Consider the following 18,475-nt stretch of genomic DNA (forward strand, 5'->3'; position numbering starts at 1 on the left):
CATTGACTATTACAATAGCGAACGAAGACAATGGAAACTACAAAAGATGACTCCGGCACAATACCGAAGCCATCTCATAGCAGCTTAAAACAATAAAGGTGCTTTTATTAAATTGTCCAAACTATAGGGCGCAGTTCAATAGAAAACGGAATCATCGGCGTTTTTTGATTACTGCTGTTGTTGCATCATTTGTTGCTGCATTTGTTCTTGTTCTTGTTTATCGAGATCAAATGCGTCTTTAAAGTCTTTATTTTCGACTTTGACATCGTACTCTTTCATCAATGCACGGTAGATATCGTTCGGATTGACTTGTGCTGCTTTTTCTTCAGCAAGTTCTTTTTTGATCCGGTCTTCTTCTTTTTCAAGTGTAAAGTCCTTTTGTTCTTTACGATCCGTTACCTTGATGATGTGGTAACCGAATTGTGTTTTGATTGGATCAGAGATTTTACCTTCAACGCCATCTTTGAAGGCATACGTTTCGAATTCCTCGACCATTTTACCTTTTGTGAAGTAACCGAGGTCTCCACCTTTCGTAGCGCTACCTGTATCTGTCGATTTCTCCTTAGCGATTTTTGCGAAGTCTCCACCGTCATCTAACTCTTTTTTGATTGCTTTTGCTTCTGATTCTTTTTCGACAAGAATGTGGCTTGCTTTTACTTCAACTTTTTCTTGATTGAAACGTTCTTCAATTTCTTTATCTGTTACTTTAGATTTCGCAGATTTCGCTTCTGTTAGGAGCATTTGTGTGCGAAGAACTTTTTCGAATTCTTTTTCACTTTTAATACCGGCTGTTTCCAATGTAGAGTTGAATTGCTCTTCATCCGGGAATTGGTCTTTTGTTTTTTTGACTTCTGCCTCTACTTCTTTATCCGTTACTTTTTTGCCATATTCTTTTTCAAGAAGCTCGTTCATTGTTTGTTGGAAAGCGATTTGCGCACCCGCTTTTTCATAGGCCTCTTCCTGGACATCAGCCTTGTTCACTTCGCCACCTTTATAGTTGATGACGGCTTCATCATTTGACCCACACGCTGCTAGTGTGAAAACACTTGCGACTGCTGCTGCACTTAAAAATTTCTTCTTCATACATACACCCCTAATTTACCATTTATTTCAACCGTTCTATCATATCATATCCTGGCTAGGTTGACAGCTGCACACCTTTTCAAAAGATGTTTGCTCTTTTCTATGCTATCACATTCATCATCAACAGCGTCGACTATTTTTATGGGAAATTGTGATGGGAATTCTGTCTTTGACACAGACTAGTAATGTGACCGTCACTCCACAAAACAGACAAAAAGCGTTCTAGGAAGAGGCTAGAACGCCTGATTTTTAAAAGCATCGAGTTATGCCTTTTTGATTGAATCGATGACAGGGTCTTGCGGGCGACGATCAGCTTCTTCTGTAATCATTTTCGACGTTTCAGCGAAGATATCCATGAAGCTGTCCCCGTATAAACGACGAACGATTGCAGAGATGTCCGTCAGCTCAGGAAACTTCCCGTATAATTCTTGAAGCGGGAGTGAGGCACGGAAGACACCGTTCTCTTCCGGACGGAACGCTTGGATGGTCTCAAGTAAAAGCGTTTCGCCAGCCGGTGTGAGTTGAACGTAGGTATTTCGTTTATCCGTCTCTTTCTTAGAGAATGTCAACAGACCACGGTCTTCTAATTTTTTAGAGAAGTTAAACGCCGTTGAAACGTGCATGACACCGTACTTCGCGATCTCAGAAATCGAAGCACCACCTAAAGCATGTGAAATCCAGAGGATATGATGCTCATTGATGTTTAAATCAAAGGGCTTAATCCAATTTTGCCAATCTTTTTCTACCGTTTTCCATAGTGCTTTGCTCAGCTGGACAATTTTATGACTGTATAACAGTGCTTCTTGTCCAGGATATAATTTTTCATGTTCCATATCTGACTCATCCTTTCGAAAGGTGACGATGGCTAAAAAACGCAAAATGCAAACTATACAAAAAACAAATCGAAGCAATGGACCTTACTTTTGAGGAGAGAGGTGATCCGCATCTTGTTTCGCCTCATCAGCTAATTCTTGGATACGCGAAATGGATTCTTGAATCTCGGCTTGATACACAGAGACATCTTTCGTAACTTCATCTTTGAAGGTTGTACCGGAAATTTTAGCTGTCTCTATTAAGTTCTTGCCCTCCTGTGTTAAATCCTGCACGTTCGTTACGATTGTAGAATAAGAATTTCGACGTTGTTTACCATTCGAAGAGTCACTTTTAGTACCTTGGCGAAGCGCCTTCAAACCGTAAAAAGTCACAAGCGACAGCGTAGCACCAAAAGCGACCCAGTTACGTTGGGGACGCTTCGACATAGTTTACCTCCTTCTTTAATATTAAAATATTTGTTTCATATTATTTTACCGAAAATCCGATATTGGAAACCTATTTTGACAATATTTCTAAAAAAGGGTGTATGGAATAATGCATTCGAAGGTCTTTTTACAGGTGAGTCGAGATTGAATTTGCTAAAATGGCAAGCTCTTCAGCCGTGTAGTCTTCATTATGAACTTCCCATTTTGCGCCAAAACCATCATGTTTATCATGCCGTGGGATTAAATGAATATGAAAGTGTGATACGGACTGTCCAGCGACCTTGCCCGTGTTCGATAGAATGTTGATGCCAGCAGCTTGTGTTTCCTTTTGTAAGGCACGACTAATTTCCGGAACTACGGCAAAGACTGATTGAGCATCTTCGACCGATAAATCGTATACGTGATCTGCATGTTGTTTTGGAATGATTAATGTATGACCTTTTGTAACTTGAGAAAGATCGAGGAATGCAAGAACCTCATCATTTTCAAACACTTTATGGCTAGGTACTTCGTGCTTAGCAATTTTGCAGAAAATACAGTTATCTTTTTGCATAGGGATTACTCCTTTTTTAAAAATAGAATTATCTCCATCTTAAGTGTGATTGACAACGTAATCAAACGTTTTTACACTTAGATACACAAGATTAAAGAAAGTAGGGAACTCACGATGCCGTCTCGTATGACGTTACATGAACAAAGGAAAAAACGAAATCAGCGTTTGCTCATCATCGGAATCGTTCTCCTCTTAGTTGCAGGGGGAGTCTGGGGGTACGTAAGCCAAATCAAGCCGGCTGCTGAGCGAGAGCGTACAGAAGCTGTTTTTGTGAAAGCCGTGAACGATCAGGACCGGGCTGCGTTCCAAAAACTCGTCTATGAAGACGATCAGGTTGTATCGATTGCGGAAGCAACTCGTTTGATGAAATGGTTTCAGGCAGAGGACGGACGTCTCAGCCGAGCAGCGGCGGAGATTAAAGCCGATCAGCAAAATTACCCTGAACCTACAGCAGAGAAAAATGAACAAGATTTGTTCGAGCTAAAAAAAACAGCAGGGCGCTTTTGGTATGACGAATATGTGCTTCATCTAAATAAACAGCTACTTCAAGTAACGAGTGATGTACCAGAGACGACTGTCTTCATAGATGATGAAGAAGTAGGCGTCCAGGAGGATGAGCCGTTGAAAATCAAACGTTTTCCGGGTGAGTACGATGTACTTGCAAGTGTCGAAGCCAATGGTAAGACAGGACGAGACCGTCAAACCGTTCAACTGGGAGACGAAAAAACAACGGAAGTAACGTTTAAGTTAGCGAAGCAAATCAAACCAGACGTCACGGAGCAGTATGGATTAGACATCGAAAAATTGTTAGAAACTGAAGTCGAGGCACGAACAGGCAAGTCGATCGATACGATGACGACTTATCTAGGAGGCGACCGTACGTCGTTCGAAAAAGAATTTGGTCCTCCAGTATCGCCTCCAGCATCAAATGTAGCAAATCGTGCAGTGTACGACGGTTTTGAAGTGACGTATGCAAACAATGATGTAAAAAGCATCATGATTGATTTAAATAAGACGCCGTCTGAGCTTGAAGCAGTCGCCGGTAAACCGGAATCGAAAAGTAATGAATCGATCGGGACCGTCTGGGAGTACCCGACGAGCTTCTTTGAAGATATACTAGGTTGGCTTAACTTGCGCTCAGAAAAAAGAGTGATCGAGCGTTCGGATAAAATGTGGTTAGAATTACGCTGATGGTACAAAAGAAGCACCGGTAACGACTTTGAGAACTTCGAGTCTGTTACCGGTGCTTTCATTTATTATTTTTTGTTCACTGCACGAAGAATGAACGAAACGATTAGAATCAAGATGATTGCTCCGAGTAATGCTGGAATGACGGCGAATCCTCCAAGATCAGGTCCCCAACTACCGAAGAGAGCTTGACCGATCATGGCCCCGACGAAACCTGCGATGATGTTACCGATGATACCACCGGGAACGTCTTTACCAAGAATAAGACTTGCCAACCAACCAATGATACCACCAACGATTAAAGCCCATAAGAATCCCATTTAAAACACTCCTTTTTTAGTTTGAATAAGGTCTCAAGTAATTAGTTTTTATTACCGTTTACGAACTGAACGAAGAACGAGTGATACGATGAAGATTAAGATGATTGCACCGATGATTGCAGGAATGACTGCGAAACCGCCGATGTCAGGTCCCATGTCTCCGAAAATTGCTTGTCCGATCATTGAACCGATGAAACCAGCGACGATGTTACCGATGATGCCGCCAGGAACGTCTTTCCCGATAATTAAACTCGCTACCCAACCAATTAAACCGCCGACGATTAAAGCCCATAAGAATCCCATTAAAATACACTCCTCTGAATTAGTAGTTGTAGTTACTGTTACTTATTTTTTGTTTACTGAACGAAGAATCAACGATACGATGAAGATTAAGATGATTGCACCGATGATTGCAGGAATAACTGCGAATCCGCCGATGTCAGGTCCCATGTCCCCGAAGATGGCTTGTCCGATCATTGAACCGATGAAACCTGCGACGATGTTACCGATGATGCCACCAGGAACGTCTTTCCCGATGATCAAGCTCGCTACCCAACCAATCAAACCGCCAACGATTAAAGCCCATAAAAATCCCATTAAAAAACACTCCTTTGAATTACTAGTTTTAGTGGTTACTGCTACTTACTTTTTATTTACTGAACGAAGAACGAGTGACACGATGAAGATTAAGATAATTGCACCAATGATTGCAGGAATTACCGCGAAACCGCCGATGTCAGGTCCCATGTCACCGAAGATAGCTTGTCCGATCATTGAACCGATGAAACCTGCGATGATGTTACCGATGATGCCGCCCGGTACGTCTTTCCCGATAATCAAGCTCGCTACCCAACCAATTAAACCGCCGACGATTAAAGCCCATAAAAATCCCATTTAAAAACACTCCTCTAATTTAAATTGTTATTCGATGATAATGATTACTTGCGAATGGCACGAAGAATCAATGACACGATGAAGATTAAGATGATTGCACCTAAGATTGCAGGAATGATTGCGAACCCGGCAAGATCAGGTCCCATTGAACCGAAGATTGACTGTCCGATGATTGCGCCGATGAAACCAGCAATGATGTTACCGATGATGCCACCAGGAACGTCTTTCCCGATGATTAAACTTGCTACCCAACCGATTAGTCCACCAACGATTAAAGCCCATAAGAATCCCATTTGAAACACTCCTTTTCATACTTAGATTTACCTGTTTTCAGGTTGTTATAAACACTTTGAAAATGAATGACTCATAAACGTAATTTTTGATGAGAAGTAAAACAATACAAGTAGATAAGATAGCTAGACGATTAGACCAGTTACTTCTCTATAAAACGTTTGATGTGACATACACTTTCAATTTTTGTAAATCGTTTTTCATATATTGATGTAACGATTACACTTAGAGTAATTGCCGTAATAAGATGTATTGAAACCTTTTCTTTTAAAAAAAATCATCAATAGTAGAAAAACAAGGATGAATTGTCTAGGATAGTTAATGAGAGGAGTGGCTAGATTTGTTATTAGAAATTAAAGATCTTTCAGGTGGATATGGATCGAAAACAGTGTTGCATCATATTGATATAGCAGTAAAGCAAGGGGAGTTAGTTGGACTGATTGGATTGAATGGTGCCGGGAAATCGACGACGATTAAGCACATATTAGGATTGTTACCTATTAAGTCAGGTGAAATCTTGATTAACGGTGTCAGTCTGTCAGCTGATGAACAAACGTACCGGAAACAAGTGGCATACATCCCGGAACAGCCGATGTTATACGAACAGTTGACTCTTCGAGAGCACCTTCGCTTAATGGCGCAAGGGTATGATGTCGATGAGAAAACAGCACAAGAACGAATCGAACATTACACAGAGCGATTGCGGATGACGAAACAGCTGGAATGGTTTCCAAGTGTATTTTCTAAAGGAATGAAACAAAAGGCGATGATTCTCTGTGCTTTAATCACAGGCAGTGAGTTATTGATTGTCGACGAACCGTTTGTTGGTCTCGATCCACTAGCGATCCGGGAATTGTTGCATATTTTTAGTGAATTAAAAACCGATGGAAAAGGTATTTTAATGTCCACACATATTTTAGAGACTGCGGAGCGGCATTGTAATCGATTTATTCTCCTTCACGATGGACATATCGCAGCAGAGGGGACGACCGAGGAATTGCGGAAACGTTTTGATTTAACGGGTAGTTCGCTTGATGACATTTATGTAGCTGCCATCGAGGAGGCAGAAGGATGACGAGTGCTACCTTATGGCGAGAACGCTATCAAGCTGCGATGTCGGAAATGACCAAGTACATGAAGTACATGGCGAACGGTGGATTGTTATTTACGGTCTACTTCGTCATCTTGTATGCTCTCGTCGTCTATGGGCGGTTTCTGAATCAAATCAATGGCGACTTTCCTGGAAATCTGCTGATGGGCGGTTTATTCATTATCATCGCCTTTTATCGGACGGCACGAACGTTCTTAGTCGAGGCTGACCAAGTATTTTTATTGCCGAACTTGCCGCAACTTCGTTCTTATATGAAGCGGGTCCGACTGTACAATGCTTTTTTAGGAATGGTTCGAGTTGTCATTCCGTTTTTAGCAATCGCTGTCCTTTATGTAAGAACGGAATCAACGAGTCCGCTTGAGATGATCGTATTATTTTTCGCTCTCGCGATGATTGGTGCGAGCGCGAACCTATCGAAACTAGAAGCGATTCCGCACCGGCTTGTCGTTCTGTATGCAGTGGGCGCAGGGATTTTAGTGATGATTGATATGCCGCTTTTCAGTATAGTGATTACGAGCTTACTGCTCGTCACGCTGCACTTAAAAAAATATCAGCAGTTACCGCTGATGGAATGGATTGCAATCGAGCAGGAGTCGCGTGATCGTTTCTACCGGATTGCGAACTGGTTCGTTGATGTTCCACGCTTATCGAAGACGTATAAACAACGCCGTATCTTAAGCCAACTCGTCGAAAAAATTCAATTTGATAAAAAACAAACGTTCGACTACCTTTACATGAAGCAACTCATTCGTAGCACAGACGGAATTGGATTGATTGTTCGGCTCACATTGATTGGAGCAGTCTTCATTTGGCTCGGAAAAGATAATCCATGGCTTGTCACGTTTGCAATTCCTGCCTTCAGTGGTTTGACAAGTTTCCAATTGGCACCGTTCACACGAGCGATTGACTCACACCTCTTAACGCGCTTGTTGCCTTTTGGAGATGCGAATAGCTCTCGTAAAAAAGTCATCCGGGTCGCGTCAATCCTTCAGATTATCGCATTAGCATTAATCGCTATGTTAATGAACGGACAACCTATCGTCTTGGTTGGGGCAATCATCGCCATTGCCGTTAGTGAAATGTATCTCAGAAAATGAAATGTAATGTAATGTATGACAGACTAACCCCCGATTTCTCGTTCCTAAGTAGGTACGAGAAATCGGGGGTTAGTTTCTTGTTTAAGAAAACGAGATGTTAATTCACTTTTTCAGAAGTTTCAGCATCATACGTTGCTTTTAGTTCTTTACTGATTGGAGCGGGGAGGTCATATGAAGCTTGTCCGTGTTCAGCGACATCAAGTCCGCGGAGTTCATCTTCTCGCGTGATCCGAAGGCCGATCGTTACATCGAGGAGTTTGAGGAAAGCATAACTTAAGACACTGACGACGATGACAGCGAAGACAACACCGAGTGCTTGGACACCGAGTTGACTAAAGCCACCCCCGTAGAATAATCCAGCTTGTCCAATCCCTGTGATTTCAACGAGGCGTGGTGAGGCGAAGAACCCGGTAGCAAGTGTGCCCCAAATCCCGGCGACACCGTGAACAGAGAAGGCACATAATGGATCATCGACACGGCGCGCGAGTAAAATGCTTGTTCCGTACGTGATGATACCTGCGAGGAAACCGATGACGACGGCACCCCACGGTTCAACGAATGCACAGGCTGCAGTAATCGCGACGAGTGCTGCAAGTACGCCGTTGATAATCGAAGGAATGTCTGCCACACGACGATGCCAGAAAGAAATAGCGAGTGCGCCGAGTGCGCCGGCAGCTGTCGCAAGTAACGTCGTCAAGGCGACATAACTGAAGAACCCGTCGGCAATCGTCAATGTCGATCCAGCGTTGAAGCCGAACCAGCATAACCAAAGAATGAAGGCGCCGACGACAGAATAGATGACGTTGTGACCAAGGAGCGGCGTTTTTTCAGCGCCAATCCGCTTTTTCAAAATTAACGCGGCGACGAGAGCGGCGATTCCACCTTGTAAGTGGACGACGGTCGAACCGGCGAAGTCTTGCATACCGAGTGAACCGAGGAAACCACCTGCCCAAACGGAGCGAGCGATGATTGGATAAATGATGGCGACAAAGAATGTTCCGAACAGCAGATAAACAGATAGTTTAGCTCGTTCAGCAAACCCGCCCCAGGCAATCGCTAAGGAAACAGCGACGAATGAGAGTTGGAAGAGGAACTTAACATCGATTGTAACATTTGACCAGTCGAGACTTGAGAACCCTCCTTGTAAGAAGAATCCTTCCGTTCCGATTAGACCAGGTCCGTCTCCGAACGTCAGTCCAAACCCAATCGCCCAAAAAGCTAACGCGGCGACGGAAAAACTAATGAGCTGTTTGACGGCGACGTGCCCTGCATTTTTGGCGCGTAACATTCCCGTTTCAAGTAATAGGAAACCGATTTGCATCGTAAAGACGAGTAGCGTAGCGAATAAGACATAAAACGTATCAACTGAAATGATCATTTCTTCAAGATTCATCGTCGTTCCTCCTTTATCAATTTAAAGTATGTGTTTACTTTAAACGGAAATTGTTTTTAAGGAACGACTTGTGTCAGAAAATCTGACATGGTATTTTTATCAAAAGGAGTGACGAAGATGAGTTACCGTGAAAAGAAAGTGATGTCGATCGGGATTGTCTGTGAATTGACAGGGTTATCGGAACGTCAGATTCGTTACTATGAGGAGCGGAAACTTATTTTCCCGGAGCGTACGAACGGGAAAACACGAAAATATTCATTTACAGATATTGAACGACTAGTTGAAGTTGCAGAAAAAATCGAAGATGGTTGGCGGACGCATGAAATCCGTGAAAAAGAGCGGAAAGTAACGGAGCAGCAACGAACTGATTTAATTCGGGGACAATTGAATGCTGCGTTTGGTCTTTACAAGAAACGGTGAACATTTAATGAACTGGATAAGGAACTGTAATTTTGTAACCGATTTATTGGCACAGACTTCTTCATTTCAGATATAATGTTTCTGTGTTCACAAACTTATCGTACGTTATTTTGGGGCGTTAGTAAGAGTATAAAGGGGTAGTTATGATGAAAAACTTCAATGATACGTTTTTACGGGCGGTCCGTGGCGAACAAGTGGGCCACGTACCTGTCTGGTACATGCGACAAGCAGGTCGTTATCAAGCGGAATATCGTGAAATTAAAAAGACGCGTACGCTGTTCGAGATCACACATGATCCAGAACTATGTGCATACGTCACTGAATTGCCGGTTAAACAACTTGGTGTTGACGCAGCGATTCTGTACAAAGACATCATGACGCCATTACCATCTATGGGTGTTGATGTTGAAATTAAAAGTGGCATCGGTCCGGTCATCGCGAATCCGATTCAAACGATGGAAGATGTACAGGCGCTACAACCGTTTAAAAAAGAAGATATTCCATATATCTTCGAGACCATCAAGTTATTACGGGAACGATTAGAAGTACCATTGATTGGGTTTTCAGGCGCACCGTTTACACTTGCCAGCTATATGATTGAAGGTGGACCTTCAAAAGGCTACCATAAAACGAAAGCATTGATGTATGGACATCCGGATGTATGGCATGCATTAATGGAGAAACTCGGAGACATGGTGATTGACTACATTAAAGCTCAAGTTGATGCTGGGATTCAAGCGTTTCAGATTTTTGATTCATGGGTCGGAACGACAAGTCAGAAAGATTATGTTCTCTACATCAAACCGACAATGGAGCGGATTTTCACGGAATTAAAAGAAACGGGCGTTCCGATGATTATGTTTGGTGTCGGTGCAAGTCACTTAGCAGAAGAGTGGCATGATTTACCGCTCGACGTCGTTGGACTTGATTGGCGTCTGTCGATCGACGAAGCACGCGAACGCGGGTTGACAAAAACGTTGCAAGGAAACCTTGATCCCTCTTATTTACTTGCACCATGGGAAATCTTAGAAGCGAAAGCAACAGAGATTCTTGACATGGGAATGAAACGTCCTGGATTCATCTTTAATTTAGGACATGGAATCTTCCCGGAAGTCGACCCAGAAGTCTTAAAACGCTTGACTGCATTTATCCATGATTATTCGAAAGAAAAAATGGAGGTAGCAAAATGAAAACACTTGGATTACTCGTAATGGCATACGGAACACCGTATAAACCGGAAGATATCGAACGATATTACACGCACATCCGTCGTGGGCGTAAACCGTCACCTGAAGCACTCGCTGAACTGACGGAGCGTTATGAAGCAATCGGCGGTGTCTCGCCACTTGCACAAGTCACGATTGACCAGGCGGAAGAATTACATCGTCAGTTGTCTGCAAAATATGCGGGCGAAATTGAGTTCAAACTCTATCTAGGTCTCAAGCACATCGAACCGTTCGTCGAAGATGCGGTCGAGCAAATGGCAAAAGACGGCATCACGGAAGCAGTGACGGTTGTTTTAGCACCACACTATTCGACATTCAGCATTCGTTCATACAATGGACGAGCAAAAGAAGTCGCGGACAAACACGGAATTCAGCTTGCTTCTGTCGAATCATGGTACCAAGAAGAAGCATTCATCAACTGGTGGGGACAAGCGATTCGTCAAACATTCGATGCACTGCCTGTAACAGAAGAAAAAGCGGTCCTCGTCGTGTCAGCGCATAGTCTTCCTGAGAAAATCATTGCAAACGGTGACCCGTATCCGGATCAATTGAAAGAAACGGCAGAGTTGATTGCAAAACGTGCTGGTGTCAAACATATGATTACAGGATGGCAATCGGCAGGACAAACACCTGAACCTTGGCTCGGGCCAGACGTTCAAGATTTAACGCGTGATGTTTATGAAACAGAAGGGTATGAAGCATTCGTATACGTACCAGTCGGATTCGTCGCTGACCATTTAGAAGTTTTGTTTGATAATGATTACGAGTGTAAAGTCGTATGTGACGAACTCGGTATCCACTATGCTCGACCAGGTATGCCAAACGCGGAGCCGGCTTTCATGGAGGCAGTCACGGAAGCCGTCGCAAAACAAGTTGGTAGCTATGTCAAGTAAACGTCTCGTTATCGTCGGCGGGGGTATTACTGGTCTTGCCGCTGCCTATTTCGCAGAACGTTTATTTCCTGATTTAAATATCACCGTCCTAGAAGCAGGTGAGCGACTTGGTGGTAAAGTCGCGACCTATCGAGAAGACGGCTTCATGATTGAGCGTGGTCCGGATTCTTACGTCGCACGAAAACACATCTTGACCGATTTAATTGAAGCGGTTGGATTAGGCGATAAGTTGGTTCGAAACAACACGTCGCAAGCATTCATTTTAGATCCAGGTGGTCTCCATCCGATTCCGAAAGGGTCTGTGATGGGGATCCCGACCGATTTAAACTTATTTTCAGAGACGACGTTGCTGACAGATTCGGAAAAAGCGGAGGTTGCACGATTGTTGCTTCATCCTTCTGATCAATTGACGATTCCTGAAGAAGATATTCCGCTCGGTAGTTACTTGCGTCCTCGCCTCGGGGATGCGCTGGTCGAGAAGTTGATCGAACCGTTATTGTCGGGAATTTATGCCGGGAACATTGATCAAATGAGTACGTTCGCGACATATCCGCAGTTCGTTGCGAATGAACAAAAAGCGGGATCGTTATTCGAAGGGATGCGTTTGATGCGTCCGACTGCTCAAGTTCAAGGACAAACGAAACCAGCGACAGGACAGTTCCTGTCACTTTCAACGGGACTTGAATCGCTAGTCGAACGTTTAGAAGAAGTGCTTGAACGGACTGAAATTCGTCTAGAAACGCCTTTACTCGAAGTTGCGCGTGAAAATGAACGGTATCGCTTAAAAACAGATCATGGTCCTGAGTATGCCGATTATGTACTCTTGACGATTCCTCATCCTCAAGTCGTCAGTTTACTTCCGGATGCCGATTTACGGGAACTTGAGCAGTTGAAGACCCATTCAACGGCGACGGTTACGCTGATTTTCGATGAGCAAGCGACATTACCCATTGAAGGTACAGGTTTTGTCGTCAATCGACGTGCCCCGTATTCGATTACGGCATGTACGGCGATCGATCAAAAGTGGAGTCATTCTGCACCAAATCATACGGTTTTACGCGCTTTTGTCGGTCGGCCAGGTAATGATGCGCTCGTTCACGAGACGGATGATGTCATCAAGGAAACAGTATTAAAAGATTTGGAACAAATTTGTGGTCAAACGCTTGCACCGAGACAAGTCATCATCAGCCGGTTAGTTGATGGTTTACCAGCTTATACGGTTGGTCATGCAGGACGGATTCAAATTGTCCGTGACGAAGTCATGAGTAAGTATCCTGGTGTGTATTTAGCGGGATTGGCTTATGATGGCGTCGGTTTACCGGATTGTGTTGCCAGTGCGAAAACGATGGTTGAAGAAATCGCTATACAGCACGGACACGAACAGTCGAACGCTTAAACTAACATGCCTGAAATTCAGTTACTACTGAATTTCAGGCATGTTTTTTAATGAACGGCAAAGGGACTAAAGAATGGATGCTGGGGAATAGAAGGGAGAGGAGGGATGGATATGATGGATGTACTTAGCACGTTTACAGTTGTCTTACTGTTTGGACTGGGAATCATGAATTTACTTGCAGTGTTGACGGTCATCTTCTTGGAACGGCGTGATATTGGTGCGACATGGGCCTGGATGCTCGTCCTCTATTTCATTCCGATCGTTGGATTTTTAATTTATTTATTTTTTGGACGCCTACTCAAGAAAAAGGATTTTTATCATGTTAAAGAAGAGGAGCGGTTGGAACAGTCACGACGTGTCGAGCTACAGATTGCAGAAGTGAACCATTTGGGTGACCTTCGACGGACATATCCGTTGATCGAACGATACAATCAATTGATTCAAATGAATCTGAAATCAAACGGGTCATTACTCAGCCTGAAAAATGAAGTGACGATTCTATCAGATGGTGAACAAAAATTTAATCGAATGATGACAGACATCATGAATGCCAAACATGAAATCAATATCCAGTATTACATCATCCAAAAAGATTCCCTTGGCTTAGCATTGATTGACGCATTGACGAAGATGGCGCGTCAAGGAATCAAAGTCCGTTTATTGTATGATGCAGTAGGCTCTCGTGATTTGAAACGACAAGATTTTAAAGACTTACTTCATCATGGTGGAGAAGTGTTTGCGTTTTTTCCACCGATGTTTGGAGTCATTAATTTTCGAATGAACAACCGGAATCATCGTAAGTCTTGTATCGTCGATGGGCAGATTGGTTACATCGGAGGCTTTAATGTCGGAACGGAGTATTTTGGAATTGATGAGAAATTCGGCTATTGGCGTGATACACATTTTCGGTTAGAAGGTGAGGTCGTTCACAATCAATTGGATCGATTTATTTTGGATTGGAATCAAGCGAATGACATCTACACGGATAAAACGCTCTTTTATTATGGATCTCACGAAATCAATCAGCCGTTACCCATGCAAATTGTCACATCAGGACCAAATTCTGAGACAGAACATTTAAAAAATGTATTGATTAAAATGATTTCACTTGCTAAGAAATCAGTAATGATTCAGTCGCCTTATTTCATACCAGATGCCAGTTACATGGATGCGTGTAAGATGGCGCTATTGTCTGGTGTCGATGTTCGAATCATGATTCCGAATAAACCGGATCACCCATTCGTTTACTGGGCGACGACAGCCGCAGCGGGAGAACTGATTGCCTATGGAGCGAAAATCTATACGTACGAACCAGGGTTTCTTCATGCAAAGACAATTGTCGTCGATGGAGAGATTGCTTCAGTCGGAACGACGAACATTGATGCCCGGAGTTTTCGATTGAACTTTGAAATGAACTCGATTGTATATGACCGAGCGACTGCGCTCGAGTTAGAACAATTATTTCTCGCTGATTGTGATGTATCAAAGTTGTTAACTGCTGAAATATATGCAGAACGGTCGAGGCTGATTAAATTTAAAGAGAGCATTTCTAGATTGTTGTCTCCGATTTTGTAAGGAAGAAAAAGTAAAGGTATGACTTTGATCACGATTCGTTCGAAACAGGTTTGAGAAGGCAAAGAAAAAGAGAAATGGTATAGTGGGATTGAAAAAGATAAAGGAGAGTGGAAGAAGTGGCAAAAGCAATCAAGTTATTGATTTCCGACATGGATGGTACGGTTTTATCGAGTAATCAAAAAATCGAACAGGAAACGATTGATGCGATTAAGGCGGCAAAGGAACAAGGCGTCGATTTTGCGATTGCAACAGGGCGGAACTACTTAAATGCGAAGGAATTAACGGATCAAGCAGGAATCGTTTGTCCAATCATTGCATCGAACGGTGCACGTGTCATGACGCGCGATGGTGAACAACTGAGCGCAACGACGTTGACGGCTGAACAAGCGCAACAAATTTATAGTATCATCAGCCAATATGAAGTGTTTTTCGAGATGTTCTGTGATCAAGGTCTCGTAACAGCGCAAGGCGCAACAATCGATGCAGCGTATGACTCATTAAAAGATATGAGTCGTGAAAGTGACCGTGCGAAAGAAGTTCTCGACTTTTTCTATAAACGCTATTACGTCAATGAAGATGTAAAAATGATTGATGGGTTCCGTTCCTTCATCCGGAATCAGGCGGGACAAGTCTTTAAATTCATCTCATTCTCGTTCGATCAAGACTTAATGAATAAGATTTGGAAAGAAGTCGAAGAAAAAGTTGACGGTATTTATGTGACGTCGTCTGGTCACGATAACATCGAAGTCATGGCAGTCGGTGCCGATAAAGGAACAGCTGTCAAAACGTTAGCGAAGCACTTAGGTGTATCAATCGATGAGGTCGCAGTCATCGGTGACAACTTAAACGACGTTCCAATGTTCAAAGTCGCAGGTGTTGCGATTGCGATGGGAAATGGACATGAAGATGCAAAAGCGATTGCCTCTCACGTCACAAAAACAAACGATGAACATGGTGTCGGTCATGCAATCAGTCAACTTGCAGCCGGAACATGGTCTTAACGGGAGGGTAATATGTTTAAAGCGTTTAAAGAGTTTGCCTTTCGCGGAAATGTCGTTGATTTAGCGATTGGTGTCATCTTAGGGGCAGCATTTAGTAGTATCATCAAGGCACTCGTCAACAGTATCTTCATGCCGTTGATTGGCATCGTAGTTGGTGGAGTAAATGTAAAAGGATTATCAGTGTCCGTCGGGAGTGCAGAATTATTGTATGGACAGTTTCTTCAAGCAACGATTGAATTCATCTTAATTGCCTTTGCGTTGTTTTTATTCGTCAAAGCTATCAATCGTTTTCGGAGTAAAGAAGAAGTTACGGAAGAAGTCCCGGAACCGACGACGGAAGAAAGACTGCTTACAGAAATTCGAGATGCACTCGTCAGTCGAAACGATGATCGTATTTAAGTAGAAAATTAAATCAAGAAAAAACCCGTCAGCTTTTCTACTCGTCGTAGCAGTAGAAAATGCAGCGGGTTTTTCTTATAAAATGGAAATGAGTTGATTCTCTGAACAAACTTGAAGGGAAAATTGTTTTTCGACACCTTGATCAAATTGAACATCGAGAACGTCTCCTGTTAAATGAAGAACAGTCCCTTCGCCAAATGATTTATGGGCAATCCGCATCTTTTCCTCGATTGGTAATAGTTCTACGGGAGGACGCATACTCGGTCGAACTTGTGCTTGCTGTTTCTGTCGTTTAGCGGCATCTGGATTCAGGATTTGTCGCACGTTGCCAACAAAAATCGATTCTTCGACGACTTTTGATTTGTAGCGATACGAAATCAAATGGAGTTCATGACGTGCTCGTGTCATGCCGACATAGAACAACCGAGCAGCCTCTTCCATTTCTTCGAGCTGACCATCTTTATAGGATTTGATATTATCTGATGATGGTAAAACGCCATTGATTAAATCAATCATGAAGACACGATTAAATTCGAGTCCTTTTGCACTATGGAACGTGGAAAGCGTGACTGCGTTTTGATGTTTATTGGACTTGGCATCACGCATCAGTTGCTCTAAGTGAACAATACGCTCCTTGAATGCGAGAGCGGTCGGTAAGTCACTGGCGACATTTTCAATCGTGTTCAACATCTCAAGTAAATAATCGATACTGAATCCAAGACTGTCACTCATCTTACGTAAGTTTTTTTCGTATCCGAGTTCATTACGAATCAAAGCAAGAGCAGCAGCCGGACGGGCAGTTTGAATCGAAGCGAAAACAGTTTTCATCGTTTTTAATTGTTTCTTTTGGTAAAACTTCATCTCGACATGTTGAAGTAACAAGTCAAACGCATGTTCACCATTACGTAATTCATAGAGGCGTTGCAACTGGACTTTAGAAATATAGCCGGCAAACTTCGTATGAATTTGTGCCAATACATCGATGTCGGAAGGATCCTGGGCGAATTCGATAAAATGTAAAATATCTTTTAGGACCCAGTGACTGAAGAATTTATGATCGACATCTTTAATGTAAAATGGAACATTTGCTAAATCGAGTGCATTCATGACATTGATTGACGATGCATTGTTCCGGTAAAGAATCGCGACTTCCTCAAAGTTCGTTTCCTGCCGCAACTGATTGATGACATATCGCGTTTGATCTTCATAAGAAGCAAGCTGTTCAATCGTAATCGGACGGACGGATGGATTTTCTGTGAACATTTTTTTCGGATGTCGTACTTTATTCCGTTGAATGAATTGATTCGCCGTTTCGACGATTTCTTTTGACGAACGATAATTTTGTTCCATATACAAAACCGTTGCATCCGGGTACGTGTCCTTGAAGTGGATAATCTTCGAAACATCGGCACCACGCCAGCTATATAAAGTTTGGTCATCATCAGCGACAACACAGAGATTGTTATGCGGAAGAGCCAATTTTTCAACGAGTTGATGCTGGACGAGAGAGGTATCCTGACTTTCATCCGTCAATATATATTCGAAACGTCGTTGATAGTTAGCTAACAAAGAAGCATCGTCAGCAAGAATCGTATTGGCATACGTCAACATGTCATCAAAATCCATCAAAGGATGTGAGGGATCACGCAGTTTAAATTGTTCATATGCAAGATAGATTTCTGTGAAGTTTTTAATCGTTGTTTTTAATGTACGAATATCTTTTTCGACGAGGAGGCGGTTTTTGACAAAAGAAATCATCCGTAACAACTCGTCCATTTGATCTTCTGTGATGACGCTACGGTTTATTTCCTGGAAAATACGACGTAATACCATTCGTTTATGCATCGGCTGATTCGCTGTCTTTTCCAAAGCACCTTCGATGATCGTATATTGTAACTGATTCAATGACGCATAATCTCGCACGACCTGAAAAGCGAAACTATGGATGGTGGAAAAGGACGCAGTCGTCCCAATAAGATGATGAAACCAACCGTGAAACCGTTCCGCCATTTCATGGGCTGCTGCTTTACTAAACGTCAAACCTAGAATCGCTCGTGGATTTACTTTCTTTTCTAAGATTAAATAAGCAATTTTAAAGTTTAAGGTAGTTGTCTTACCAGACCCGGGGGAAGCAAGTAACAGAAGCGGACCTTCATCATGCTCAATCGCAGCACGTTGGACGGGGTTCAACTTCGTACCAGTTTCAAGCTCCATTTTTTTAAAGAAATCATCGGACATGTCAATCTTCACCTCTAACATCTGTAAACTCGATTTTCTTTCCCTAGTTTAGCATTTCCGACATCATAATTGATTAAGGAAGTAAAAGAAGTGGAATAATATTAGAACGAAACAGAAAGTATGATATGAGAAAAAATG

General features: G+C 42.8%; 22 protein-coding genes. 11 read left to right on the forward strand and 11 right to left on the reverse strand.

The genetic code is table 11. The features are described 5' to 3' along the window. Position 1: 1 nt before the first annotated feature. Positions 2-88 (forward strand): IS3 family transposase, encoded by an 87-nt coding sequence (locus KNP98_RS03105; protein ID WP_353048409.1) that lies wholly within the window; start codon positions 2-4, stop codon positions 86-88. Between the two features lie 80 nt (positions 89-168). Here the strand turns inward: KNP98_RS03105 and KNP98_RS03110 are convergent, their stop codons facing one another. The 4 genes from KNP98_RS03110 to KNP98_RS03125 all read right to left on the reverse strand — a co-directional run bounded on the left by KNP98_RS03110 (position 169) and on the right by KNP98_RS03125 (position 2,895). After that, on the reverse strand, positions 169-1,083 hold the full coding sequence (locus KNP98_RS03110) for a peptidylprolyl isomerase (protein WP_214765550.1): 915 nt from the start codon (positions 1,081-1,083) through the stop codon (positions 169-171). Positions 1,084-1,346: 263 nt separating this feature from the next. Further along, a complete protein-coding gene (locus KNP98_RS03115) occupies positions 1,347-1,916 on the reverse strand; it encodes an HTH-type transcriptional regulator Hpr (protein ID WP_029332813.1) in 570 nt (189 codons plus the stop codon). A gap of 84 nt (positions 1,917-2,000) precedes the next feature. Further along, the gene (locus tag KNP98_RS03120; protein WP_029332814.1) at positions 2,001-2,342 is read right to left on the reverse strand and encodes a hypothetical protein; all 342 of its coding nucleotides are present in this window, start codon (positions 2,340-2,342) and stop codon (positions 2,001-2,003) included. A 127-nt stretch (positions 2,343-2,469) separates the two neighbouring features. After that, complete coding sequence (locus KNP98_RS03125) at positions 2,470-2,895, reverse strand: HIT family protein (RefSeq protein ID WP_214765547.1); 426 nt, start codon at positions 2,893-2,895, stop codon at positions 2,470-2,472. 114 nt (positions 2,896-3,009) lie between these two features. Between KNP98_RS03125 and KNP98_RS03130 the strand changes: the two genes are divergently transcribed. Next, complete coding sequence (locus KNP98_RS03130; protein ID WP_214810682.1) at positions 3,010-4,086, forward strand: TcaA second domain-containing protein; 1,077 nt, start codon at positions 3,010-3,012, stop codon at positions 4,084-4,086. A 65-nt stretch (positions 4,087-4,151) separates the two neighbouring features. On the opposite strand, the gene KNP98_RS03135 is transcribed toward KNP98_RS03130, so the two are convergent. Genes KNP98_RS03135 through KNP98_RS03155 form a run of 5 tightly spaced genes read right to left on the reverse strand, consistent with a single transcriptional unit; the run spans position 4,152 to position 5,590 of the window. Further along, entirely contained in the window at positions 4,152-4,403 is a 252-nt protein-coding gene (locus tag KNP98_RS03135) for a GlsB/YeaQ/YmgE family stress response membrane protein (RefSeq protein WP_088836456.1), read from the reverse strand. A gap of 51 nt (positions 4,404-4,454) precedes the next feature. Continuing rightward, a complete protein-coding gene (locus KNP98_RS03140) occupies positions 4,455-4,706 on the reverse strand; it encodes a GlsB/YeaQ/YmgE family stress response membrane protein (protein WP_159172723.1) in 252 nt (83 codons plus the stop codon). Between the two features lie 42 nt (positions 4,707-4,748). Beyond that, a complete protein-coding gene (locus KNP98_RS03145; protein WP_088836458.1) occupies positions 4,749-5,000 on the reverse strand; it encodes a GlsB/YeaQ/YmgE family stress response membrane protein in 252 nt (83 codons plus the stop codon). Positions 5,001-5,045: 45 nt separating this feature from the next. Next, complete coding sequence (locus KNP98_RS03150) at positions 5,046-5,297, reverse strand: GlsB/YeaQ/YmgE family stress response membrane protein (RefSeq protein WP_159172722.1); 252 nt, start codon at positions 5,295-5,297, stop codon at positions 5,046-5,048. A gap of 44 nt (positions 5,298-5,341) precedes the next feature. Next, positions 5,342-5,590 carry a GlsB/YeaQ/YmgE family stress response membrane protein gene (locus KNP98_RS03155; protein WP_088836460.1) on the reverse strand — a complete coding sequence of 83 codons (249 nt, stop codon included), beginning with the start codon at positions 5,588-5,590 and terminating at the stop codon, positions 5,342-5,344. A gap of 338 nt (positions 5,591-5,928) precedes the next feature. Here KNP98_RS03155 and KNP98_RS03160 point away from each other — a divergent pair, with 338 nt between their 5' ends. Beyond that, a complete protein-coding gene (locus KNP98_RS03160; RefSeq protein WP_214810684.1) occupies positions 5,929-6,663 on the forward strand; it encodes an ABC transporter ATP-binding protein in 735 nt (244 codons plus the stop codon). Beyond that, on the forward strand, positions 6,660-7,796 hold the full coding sequence (locus KNP98_RS03165) for an ABC transporter permease (RefSeq protein WP_214810685.1): 1,137 nt from the start codon (positions 6,660-6,662) through the stop codon (positions 7,794-7,796). Before KNP98_RS03160 ends, KNP98_RS03165 begins: the two co-directional genes overlap by 4 nt. Before the next feature lie 97 nt (positions 7,797-7,893). Here KNP98_RS03165 and KNP98_RS03170 read toward each other — a convergent pair whose 3' ends face one another. Beyond that, entirely contained in the window at positions 7,894-9,189 is a 1,296-nt protein-coding gene (locus KNP98_RS03170; RefSeq protein ID WP_214765535.1) for an ammonium transporter, read from the reverse strand. Positions 9,190-9,306: 117 nt separating this feature from the next. Between KNP98_RS03170 and KNP98_RS03175 the strand changes: the two genes are divergently transcribed. From KNP98_RS03175 to mscL, 7 genes are all read left to right on the forward strand, one after another. After that, on the forward strand, positions 9,307-9,609 hold the full coding sequence (locus tag KNP98_RS03175; protein WP_088836463.1) for a MerR family transcriptional regulator: 303 nt from the start codon (positions 9,307-9,309) through the stop codon (positions 9,607-9,609). A 143-nt stretch (positions 9,610-9,752) separates the two neighbouring features. Further along, a complete protein-coding gene (gene hemE / locus KNP98_RS03180; RefSeq protein ID WP_088836464.1) occupies positions 9,753-10,799 on the forward strand; it encodes a uroporphyrinogen decarboxylase in 1,047 nt (348 codons plus the stop codon). After that, positions 10,796-11,728, forward strand: coding sequence for a ferrochelatase (gene hemH, locus KNP98_RS03185; RefSeq protein WP_088836465.1), 933 nt, complete (start codon positions 10,796-10,798; stop codon positions 11,726-11,728). The genes hemE and hemH overlap by 4 nt, the downstream gene beginning before the upstream one ends. Further along, positions 11,718-13,124, forward strand: a complete 1,407-nt coding sequence (hemG, locus tag KNP98_RS03190) for a protoporphyrinogen oxidase (protein WP_214765529.1) — start codon at positions 11,718-11,720, stop codon at positions 13,122-13,124. The genes hemH and hemG overlap by 11 nt, the downstream gene beginning before the upstream one ends. Before the next feature lie 111 nt (positions 13,125-13,235). After that, positions 13,236-14,699 (forward strand): cardiolipin synthase, encoded by a 1,464-nt coding sequence (gene cls, locus KNP98_RS03195; RefSeq protein WP_214810686.1) that lies wholly within the window; start codon positions 13,236-13,238, stop codon positions 14,697-14,699. Positions 14,700-14,815: 116 nt separating this feature from the next. Further along, on the forward strand, positions 14,816-15,700 hold the full coding sequence (locus KNP98_RS03200) for a Cof-type HAD-IIB family hydrolase (RefSeq protein WP_214765523.1): 885 nt from the start codon (positions 14,816-14,818) through the stop codon (positions 15,698-15,700). Between the two features lie 12 nt (positions 15,701-15,712). Then, complete coding sequence (gene mscL / locus KNP98_RS03205; protein ID WP_029332829.1) at positions 15,713-16,099, forward strand: large-conductance mechanosensitive channel protein MscL; 387 nt, start codon at positions 15,713-15,715, stop codon at positions 16,097-16,099. A gap of 75 nt (positions 16,100-16,174) precedes the next feature. On the opposite strand, the gene KNP98_RS03210 is transcribed toward mscL, so the two are convergent. Beyond that, positions 16,175-18,337: an ATP-dependent helicase gene (locus KNP98_RS03210; RefSeq protein WP_088836468.1), complete on the reverse strand. Its 2,163-nt coding sequence runs from the start codon at positions 18,335-18,337 to the stop codon at positions 16,175-16,177. Positions 18,338-18,475 lie beyond the last annotated feature (138 nt).

Source organism: Exiguobacterium sp. s127 (assembly GCF_018618695.1).
Taxonomy (GTDB): Bacteria; Bacillota; Bacilli; order Exiguobacteriales; family Exiguobacteriaceae; genus Exiguobacterium_A; species Exiguobacterium_A oxidotolerans.